The organism is Ligaoa zhengdingensis (assembly GCF_014384885.1).
Lineage (GTDB): Bacteria > Bacillota > Clostridia > Oscillospirales > Ruminococcaceae > Ligaoa > Ligaoa zhengdingensis.
Window position 1 is genome coordinate 1 of record NZ_JACRST010000040.1, and the last position, 10436, is coordinate 10436.

2 protein-coding genes are annotated in these 10436 nt (G+C 58.9%); one reads left to right on the top strand and one right to left on the bottom strand.

Annotated elements, in window-relative coordinates:
* On the bottom strand, positions 1-6017 hold a 6017-nt coding region (locus H8711_RS12825; protein ID WP_249283797.1), incomplete at its 3' end, for a 3-keto-alpha-glucoside-1,2-lyase-like domain-containing protein.
* 676 nt (positions 6018-6693) lie between these two features.
* On the opposite strand from H8711_RS12825, the gene H8711_RS12830 reads away from it, so the two are divergent.
* Positions 6694-10436, top strand: a 3743-nt coding sequence (locus H8711_RS12830) for a CotH kinase family protein (protein ID WP_249283798.1), incomplete at its 3' end; no start/stop codon positions are given.

Genomic DNA, 10436 nt, shown 5'->3' on the forward strand with positions numbered 1-10436 from the left:
TCTGCGTCCGCTTTCGCAATCACTGCCTTCGCTTCTTCCAGCGCTTTCTCAAGCTCCGCCCAGCTCTCGGCCGTGTACCCGCTCTCCTCGTACTTCCCGTCGATCGCTTCCACCAGTTCTTTCAATGCAGCTTTGTCGACGTCGCTCGGAATCTCTCCGCTTTCGTTGGGAATAATCAGATCGATATAATCCAGCTCGGCGAAGGTCGCGTTCATGGTATCGTTGTACTTAAAGGTGATGGTGTTATCGCCCTCGTTCAGTGCAACCGTGATCTCGTAGAGCTTCCAGATGTTCCAGCCCTCGGGATCGGGGTAGTTGACGATCTTGGCGTTGTCAACATCGCCGTTCACGTAGTAGATGTGAGACGGATTCGGATAGGACGGGGAACCGTCTGCACAAATGACGACCTTGTAGTCGCCCGCCTTGGGTGCATTCACCGTGAAGGTGACCATGCAGGTCGCATTGTCGATGCCGCCGACCTTTGCGCCGCCGGATGCATCACTGCGCTCCTCGATGCGGATCGGGCTGCCCTCGACCAGGGCGTCCTCCGCCTCGTAGCGGACGGTGCTGAAGCCCTGCAGGCCCGCAATCGCGTCCTCCAGCGCAGACTTCGCACCGTTCACATCGGCCTGGCTTGCAGCCGGGTCGTCCAGCACGGTCTTGGCATCCACCAGAGCCTGCTCGAACGCGTCCCAACCGGACAGGTAATCCGCTTCCTTGCGGTCTTTGTTCTCATTGTAAAGTTCGAGCAGTTCCGCCTTGTCGGGCAGTTCCTCAGCGCCCTTCAGCTTCACCTGGATGGTCACGTCGTAGGCCGGCATGGTGAAGCGGTAGCGGGTCGCGCCCTCCGCCGCAGAGCTGTCGTCATACTCCTCGGGAATGATCGGCTCCGCAGCCGGGTCGCCGGGGACGGTTTCGACCACGCGGATGTAGTCGAGCTCCCCGCCGAACGGAAGCGTCACTTCCACCAGCACATTCGAGCCCTCTTCTGCAACATTGCCGTTGATCAGATAAGCGCTCACGCCCTCGCTGTACTGGAACGCGATGTTGGAGACCGTGCGATCCTCGTCCTTTTCCAACTCGTTCATACCGATCAGCAGGCTGTTCTTCGCCAGGGAGGCGTCGATCAGGTTGCTGTTCGGGTCGGACAGGACTTTATTCGCAAAGTCGATCGCCCAGGTCAGACGATTCCAGGAAGCGCTGGTGTAACCCAAATCTTCCACGTTCATCGCCTCAGCCAGCTGCGCCTCGAGCGCTTCCAGACGGTCGCTGATGTCCAGGCGGTAACCGGATTTCACCGCGATCTCCTCAGAAATCGCCTCTTCCGCCGCGCCGTTGATGGAAATGGCGCGTGCATAATAGGTCACGTCGTTTTCAGGAACCGTAAAGGCCAGCTTTTCAGACCCGTGGCCGCTTGCCGTCAGATCCGCCACCGTGTGGGTATAGACGCCCGGCTCAGTGCCATAGACAATCTTATACCGTCTGGAGGAGGCAAAGTTCGGGATGAACAGCTGCACCGTCTTGTGTGCGCTGATGCCCTCCTTGACCTCAATGGGAGCGTTGATGTCCACGAGATCCTCCTCCGTGACCGCGCGCACAACAACATTGTCCGCCGTGAAGGTCTTGGTGTAGGAGCGCAGGCCGATCTGTCCCTTGGTGAAGCGGTTATCCGAATATCTGTCGACCAGCTCGCCGTCCAGATACAGGGCAAATTTCTCACCGTAGCAGACCACTTTGAGCTGGTGCTCCTCGCCGTCGGCAAATTTTTCGCCGACATTGAAGCGGTTGGTCTGCGACCAGCTGCCGTTGGCATAGCCACGGATGACATATCCGCCGTTGTCGTCGTTGCCGATACCGAAGAAGTAGCCGTTGTAACTGTCAGCACCGCTCGCCGCACCGGTGACGCGGTACATGATGCCCGCGTTCTGGGTGGAGGTTCCGTTCAGCGCGATCGAAACCTCAGCCACATAGTCGGTCCAGCTCTCGTCGCCGGCCGTCGCCTTGACGTTGTTGCTGGAACCGAATACCAGCTTGCCGTCGGCAAAGCTCATCTTGCTGGTATCGCCGATCAGATTCCAGTTGGCCGCGGAAACCGCGGTGTCATCGAAGTTGTCCGAGAAGCTCGGTCCAGTGGGTAGAGGCTCATCCGGGTCGGGCTCGGGGAAGAGCGCCTTCTCCGCCTCGGTCAGGTTGCGCACACGGAAGAAATCCGCCTCAAACGGCTGGTTCCAAGAGCGCAGACCCACCTTACCTGCGGGGAATTTGCCGTCTTCCAGTTCGTAGATGAATTCGCCGTCCACATAGACCTTAAACATGTCGCCGCAGACGAGGATTTTCAGCTCATAGGGGTGTCCGGGCTCGTAGGTAAAGCCCTTGGGTTTCGCGATGTCGTTCCAGCCGCCGTTGGCGTAGCCCACGTTCAGGCCGCCGCCGCCCGCCGGGTTGATGCCGACGTAGTAGCCGTTATAGCCGTCTGCGCCGTCGCCCACGTTGGTGGCGCGGAACATCACGCCGAAGTCGCGATCGGTCACGGCCGGGCCGGTGAGGGTCGCTTCGATGGCGTAGTCGGCCCACTCCTCTTCGCCGACGACCGCCTTGATGTTGGAGCTGGCGCCGAACGTCATGCGGCCCTCTTCAAAGGCCACAATTCCCTCTTCGCCGATGACCTCCCAGTTCGCCGCGCTCGCGGTCGGGTCGCTGAAGTCATCTTTAAACAAGTTGTTTTCGATGCCCAGCTCCGCATACTCTGCGTCGCTGATCTCGCGGACCTGGAACTCCTCGATCTCGAAGCCCTGGTTCCAAGAACGGAAGCCTGCGCCGCCCGCTTTGTAGAGAGGGACGGGGTTGCCGCCGCTCGTCATATTGCTGACCAGTTCATCGTAGATCTTGGCGCCGTCCACATAGGCCACCAAACGCTCGCCCGCCATGATGACCTTGAGCTCATAGAGATGGTCGTCTTCATAAGTGAAACCCTTGGGGGTGGCGATCTGATGCCAGCCGCCGTCGGCGTAGCCGATGTTCAGGCCGCCGCCGCCCGCCGGGTTGATGCCGACGTAGTAGCCGTTGTAGCCGTCCGCGCCGTCCATAATGTTGGAGGAACGGATCATGATGCCGAAATCGCGGGTGGGGTCGCCGACGCCCTGCATCTTGGTCACGACGGCGAAATCGCCCCAGCCCTGCTCGCCGGTGACAACCTTGATGTTGTTGCTGACGCCGATGGTCATCTTGCCGTCTTCAAACGTCACGACGCCGTTCGGGTCGTACAGGGACCATTTCTCCCTGCTCGCAGCTGAATCGGAGAAATCGTCGTAGAAGTCCGGTTTGGTCTGGCTGCCGCCGACCGATGCCTTGACCTCTTCGGTGGTGACAGGCACGCCGTTGGCCAGCATGGAAACCCGCACATAGTAGGTGTCACTGCCGGAAAGGCCGGAGATGGTTGCCGTATTGCTGTAAAGGTTCTCAACTGTATGGGTGTAATTTCCGCTCTCGGTGCCGTACTCCACGGTGTAGAAGCCGGCCGAACGGTCGATGTTGGTATTCACGGTGAGGGTGCTGCCATCCTGGCTCAGCTTCGCGGATTTGATCTCCGGAGCGGTGAACGGATTGACAGGGACCACCTGGATGCCGGTGATCTCCACATCGCTGTCGCCGATGAAGCGGATGTTGTTGTATTTACCGTAACCAAAGCGGAAGTATGTACTGGAGAACGGCAGCGCTGTGGGTACGATGTTGTTGAGATTTTCGATGACGATGGGTTCGCCATTGAACTCGTAGGTCTCTTCGTATTTGCTGTTGATGTTGATCTTGAGGCTGCCGGTGCCGGTGTAGTTCACCTTCAGCGTGTAATTGTCCGCGCTGCGGACGTTCACGTTGTCGAACTCCACGACCTTTTCGCCATCCTCCACATAGACCTCCGCATCATCGATGGTCTTGGTGGTGGTGAGGTCCGCGGGCGCGTCGCCGATCACCGGGATCTGGGTGATGCGCAGGCGGGTGGCGCCGTAAGGAACCAGCTCGACTTCCTCCTGAAGCGCAGTGTTCGCCGCGATCGGGGAATACGGGGGCTCGGGCACCACGTTGCCCTTGAGCTTCCACTCCGGGATCTTCTGGCCGACCGCCTTGATCGTGATGGGCGCGTTGGCCAGGGTGAAAGGCTGCAACGAAATCTCATCCGCCACTTCGACGGTGAAGGAGGAGGCCGGATCGTCCGGATCGATCACCAGGCCATAGTTCCAGTCGCTGGCCGGATAGACCTCGCGGTTCTCAAACATGCTGGCCGGTTTTCTGCTGTCGTCGCGCGCGCCGAAGTCGGTGATGGTGCGCCAATCCTCCTCGATCTTCAGCGAGAAGGTCAGCGTGCCGTACTGCACCGCGACGGAATCGTTGTACCAGTTGGAGACGCGGACTTCCATCGGGAACTGCACTTCCACCACGTCGCCCGCGGTCCATTCGCGGTCGATGGTGATAAAGCCGTCCACGATGTCGCCGGTGACGGGGGTGCCGTTTACGCTGAAGGACGGGGCGTCGCACCACTCGGGCACGCGCAGCTTCAGCGGGAAGGAGGCGGTGTCGCCCTCATAATTGAGGGTGATGCTGTCCTTGAACGGGTAGTCGGTCACCTGATGGAACTTCGCGGTCTTGCCGTCCGCCACCTTCGCTTCCACGCTGTTGGGTCCGTAGGAGATCACAGCGAGGCCGTTGTCGGTGGTGGCCATGTACATGGTCTGCACGAATTTCGGCCAACCCATGTGCATGTTGGGGAAGCAGCACTCGAAGCCGCCCGGCGCGCCGAAGGCGAGGTCGTCGCCGTGGTCGCAGTCGAACTCATGCCAGCCGTGGGTGGCCATCACCTGGTTCTGCGCCTGATAGTAGACGTGACCGGTGAAATCCGGGGTATAGCAGACCGGCAGGTTGTTGTATGCCAGGCTCTCGATCTCGTCACCGATCCAACCCTCGCCCAGAATCTTGAGTGCGATCTCGTTGGAGAGCAGGCTCTCAACCACCGAGCAGGTCTCAGATCCACGGTAGGGGTAGTTGTCGCGCGCAGCCTCGTCGGAGTTGGCGAGGTTGTCGATGCGCCCGTGGTCGATCCCCATGTTGCGCAGGCCCTCGCGCAGCGCATTGCGGTCTGCGTCGTCGCCGGTGAACTGCCAGATCACCGCTGGGGTCTTCATTGCCTGGGTGGTGTTAACCACGTGCTCGCGGGAAGTTGTGTTGGTGAAGATATCCGTCCAGTGGCGGCTGCTGTTCTGCGAGATGGTTTGGCTCTCGAGCAGCTTAGCCAGGTCGATCAGCCATTCGCTCTCGGACGGATTGGCGGGATCGTACACGCGGTTGTAATACCACAGCACAACCTCGACGTTGTCGCCGCCGCGGGAGGCCGCCCAGCTTGCGAGGTGATGCCGGGGCAGCTGCTCGAGCTGGAAGCGGAAATAGTTTTCAAACAGCGGGAGAACCCGTTCGTCCGGGTTGCCCTCCAGCTCGGTCGCTTCGTAATAGTCGCGAAGCGTCTGGATCACAACCATGTGCGGCCACCAGTCCCATCCGGTGCCGGTGCCGTCGCCATGGGCCTTAGGGCCGAAGTAGCCGGTGCTCTGCTGGCTTTCCAGAATGAAATCCAGCCATTCCATCGCCTGGTCCTTCAGCTCCTGGTCGTCGAGCGTCCAGGCCAGGGAGACCAGGCCGCGCAGGAAATAGGGGCCCTTTTCCCAGTTATCCCCATTGCCGCCCCGCCAACCGTTGTTCGGGCCGTAAATGGAGTAGTTCTCCTGCAGGTTTCCTGTCAAGCCATTCTTTTGGTAGTACATCTGCTGCAACAGCCAGTCTTCGGCCTTGACAGCGCCCATGGGCAACTGGATGAATGCTGTCTCATTCAGTTCCCCCTGGTTGGAGTAGTAGTTTTGGCTTGCCAGCTTTTTTGCACCGGATTCCCCTTGCGCGAATGCAGTCAACGGGCTGCAGATCATCGCCGCACTGAGAACCACACTGAGGGTGCGTTTCAAAATGCTTTTTGACATAGCGCCACCTTCCCATCCTTTTTTTGCAAGCATACGTTGCTAGTCTCATTATCTCATTTCACACGGGACAAGTCTTTACGATTCAATAACAACATTTTACGATTTTTTAACATTTCGTTCCATATTTTTATCAATCCCCCCAATTTATTTTGCGCATCAACCCAAATGCCCGTCAGAACTTTCACCGGAGCGCGCCCTTTCCCTTTGTTTCAGCTTTAAAGCGGTAACTGTTGAGCGACCCCCATGCGGTGGACGGCGAACGGGTGAAGGCCACCCCGTCCTTCAAAAAATGCCGTCTCATTCTCCAAAAGCATTTTGAAAGATGCTAAATTTTTGTAAAAAATCAGTAAAATCCGATAAATAATCGAAAAGATATTTTGACCAAAATATAGTATGATAATAATTAAGGCGAGGTAGGACAATCATCTGTTGCAAAAGATATCTCATCATCTGCGGCGTTGTCCTTCCTCAAATATTAAAGGAAGAAAGGAGTTTGAAAGAGGTTACAAAAAGGCCCTCGCCCAACCGTTCCAGCGCAAAACCACACTCCCTTTATAAACGCCTGGGGCTCTTGCGGCTGTCCCATGCGTTTTTCATTCTGTGTGGATTTTCATTCGCGTTCGGTCAGCGGCGACGGCGGCAGAGGGCTCCTGAGTAAAAAAGAAGGAGAGAGATTATGAGGAAAAAACTCTTGGCATCCACCCTTGCATTTGCCATGCTGCTCAGCACCTTTTCCGGGATGAGCGCATTGGCGGCCCCCTCTTCCCTGCCGGAGCTCACTTCGGTGGACGAACTGGGGAGTATCATCGTGCAAACAGGCACCCCGCTGGACGACGTGGTGGCCCAGCTTCCCACCGAGGTGGGCGTCGCACTCGCCAGCACCGAATCGACCGTCCTGTTTGAGGACGATTTCAGCGACCCGGACCAGAGCCGCGCCAAATGGGCCCTCGCGGATCCCAATGGCGTGGTGACCTTTGAAACCGGCAAGATGAAGCTGGGCGCTACCACCAATATCAAAGCGGTGGCCGGTTTGGCCGACGCCCAGGATTGGGCGGACTATGCTGTGGAGGCGGAGGTTGCCGGTCCGGAATCTCCGGCGAACAACTTCGGCGTGATGTTCCGCTGCTCCAATGTGACGACAAGCGGGCCCGACAGCTACAACGGCTATTACGCGGGCATCGGTTCAACCACATTGGGCCCCGGCTTTGTCGCCGGATGGGCGAACGGCGGCTGGCACCAGCTGGATGCGGATCCTGCCCCGGGCTACACCGGCGGCAAGACCTATGCGCTGAAGGTTCTGGTTGCGGGCAACACCTTCCACGTCTATCTGGACGGCGCGAAGGTGTATGAGTACACCGATACGGACAGCAAGTTCATGACCGGCACCGCCGGCGTGCGCGCCTACAACGTCCCGTTTGAAGTGAGCAGCTTTGTGGTGCGCACCCTGAACGCAGACGAGCGCGCCGAGATGGGCGCGGGCACCGATATCGTCGAGGCGACCGCCTCCATCTCCAGCTGGAGCTGTGCCGACTACAATATGGACAAAGCCGGCGAATACACCTTCAGCGGCGCCCTCTCCGGCGCCTTCACCAACCCCGCGGGCAAAACCGCGTCGGTGAAGGTTACTGTGGAACAGGCGGAGGTCGCCCCGGTGCTGTATTACGACTTTGAATCGGTCGATGGCGACACCGTTGCGGATGTGAGCGGCAATGGCAACGACGGTACGCTGCTGAACGGCCCCGCCGTGCGTGCCGAGTCCTCCGAGAACAACATCCTGGTGCTGAGCAACTCCGGCAAAAACGGCACGAACGCGCAGGCGGTCAGCATGCCGACCGCCCTGCTCGCCAGTTTGGAGGATATCACGCTGGTGGCTGATATCCGCATGACATCCACCAGTACCTGGATGACCCTGGTGGGCGCGAGCGCCGGCGACGGCAGCTACGTCGTGCTGGCAAACCAGGGGTCCCCCTCCGGCGGCGCCTGCGGCATCACCACCGCCATCAAACTGGGCAGCGGCTCGGAGCTGCGCATCAAGGCGCCGGCCGGCACCTCCCTGCCGGTGAGCGAGTGGGCCCGCATGGTCTACACCCACGCCGCGAACGGCGACGCGCAGCTGTTGATCGACGGCACTGTGGTGGCCGAGGGCAACATGGCCGATTCCATGGCCGATGTCTGCTCACTCGCGGATTCCATCGCGACTGTCGGCCGCACTGACCGGTTCAGCGATCCCGGTCTCAACGGCGCGATTGATAATGTCCGCGTGTACGACAAGGTGCTCAGCGCCGACGAACTCGCGGTCATCCCGCCCAAGGCTGAGATACCTCCGGCTGAGGAAGTGGAAACCGAATATGACACCACTACCCCGGTCACTATCATTGCGGACAAAAACGAGGGCGTGGAGCACGACGTCAACCCCTATGTCAAAGGAAATCAGATGTATCTGTTCATGCCCGCCAAAGCGAGCCTCGGCGCGCTGAACGTGACCGCTCTGGACAACATCATGCTGGACGGTGTGGATTACGTGCGCGGCAACACCGTGACCATCGACCTGAGCGAAGGCAAAACCATGACCCTGGTTGCGAGCGGCACTACATACACCCTGTCGGCCATGCAGTCCCAGCTGCCCACCCTCTACCTCAACATCGACGAGAGCCAGGGCACCATCGCAGCCATGAACGGCGACCCGGCGCACGACACCAAGTGCTACGGCGACCTGATTCTGGACGTGCCCGAGGATGTGGCGGCTCTCAAAGGCTGGGAGACACAGTACGCCCTGAAGATGAGCGAGATCAAGGGCCGCGGCAACTCCACCTGGGGCCAGCCGAAAAAACCTTATCAGATCAAACTGGATAAGAAGACCGATCTGCTCGGCATGGGCAAACACAAGACCTGGATCATCCTGGCCAACTACATGGATTCCTCCCTCATCCGCAACCGCCTGGTCTACAATGCCGGCGCGGAAGCGGGCATCGAGTTCTCAATCGACAACGAGTACATCGATGTCTATATGAACGGCAAATATTTGGGCAACTACCAGCTCACCGAGAAGGTTCAGGTCGGCGACAACCGCGTGGAAGTCACCGACATTGACGAAATCGTGGAGGATACCGGCGCACTGCCCGAAAACATCACCGGCGGATACCTGCTGGAGATGGATTTCCGTGCGCGCAACGAGGCTTACCACTTCTCCACCCCGAAATTCTATCACCTTGAGGTGAAGAGCCCCGAGCGGGACGGCGCTACGCTCGACTATATCTCGCAGTATGTCAGCGACTTTGAAAACGCGCTGTACAGCGCCGACGGCTACAACGACAAGGGCGTCTATTACGCCGATTACATCGACCTTGACTCCTTTGTCACCTACTATTTCTTCCAGGAATTCATCAAAAACTGGGACTGCATGTACAGCTACGGCAGCATCTACTTCCACAAGGATGTGGACGGCCCGCTGGTTGCCGGCCCGTATTGGGACTTCGACTGGACGATGGATGCAAAACATGTGCCCGATTATAACGGTCTGTTCCACACCACCGAGGGCTGGCTGGGCCAGATCGTGGATCGCTCGGAGCACACCAGCAACGAGATGTGGTGGCGGCAGTTCTGGAAACATGAGGACTTCGTCATCCGCCTGACCGAGCTCTATGAAGAGAAACTCGGTGACATCGTGGCCGGCTGGCCCGAGGACATCGCAGCCTACAACGAGGAGCTCGGCGTTTCCGCCACGATGAACGACATCATGTGGCCGTATAATCTGAGCCACCAGGACAACGTCCAGAGCATCGTAAACTTCGCCCAGGGCCGCTACGAGTGGATCGACAACGCGGTGACAGAGCTCCCCGTCGTTTCGTTCCAAGGCGGCGAGGATGCGACGGGCGAGGCTCCCGCTTCCCTCTATGCGGAGAAAGACGAAACCTTTAAGCTCCCCGAAAACACCTTTGCCAAAGCGGACTTTACGTTCGCGGGGTGGAGCGACGGCACCAACACCTATGCGGCCGGAGCAGATTACACCAAGGCGACCGACGGCCGGCTGATCTTCACCGCTGTGTGGGAGGAAAGCTCACAGCCTGTGGATAAGAGCAGTTTGACAGCGATCATTGAAGTGTTTGACCAATTTGAAAAGAGCCAATTCACAGCGGAGAGCTGGACCGGCTTTGCTGCGGCGCTTGCGGATGCGAAAGCAGTAGTGGCCAACGCGGACGCCACCCAGGAGGATGTGCAAAATGCGTATCGGGCGTTGATAGAGGCGCGCGACAGCTTGGTTGAGATCACCCCGTCCGACGTCGACAAAGCTGCGCTGAAGGAACTGGTGGAAGCGATCGACGGGAAGTACGAGGAGAGCGGGTACACGGCCGAGAGCTGGGCGGAGCTTGAGAAAGCGCTGGAAGAAGCGAAGGCAGTGATTGCGAAAGCGGACGCGGA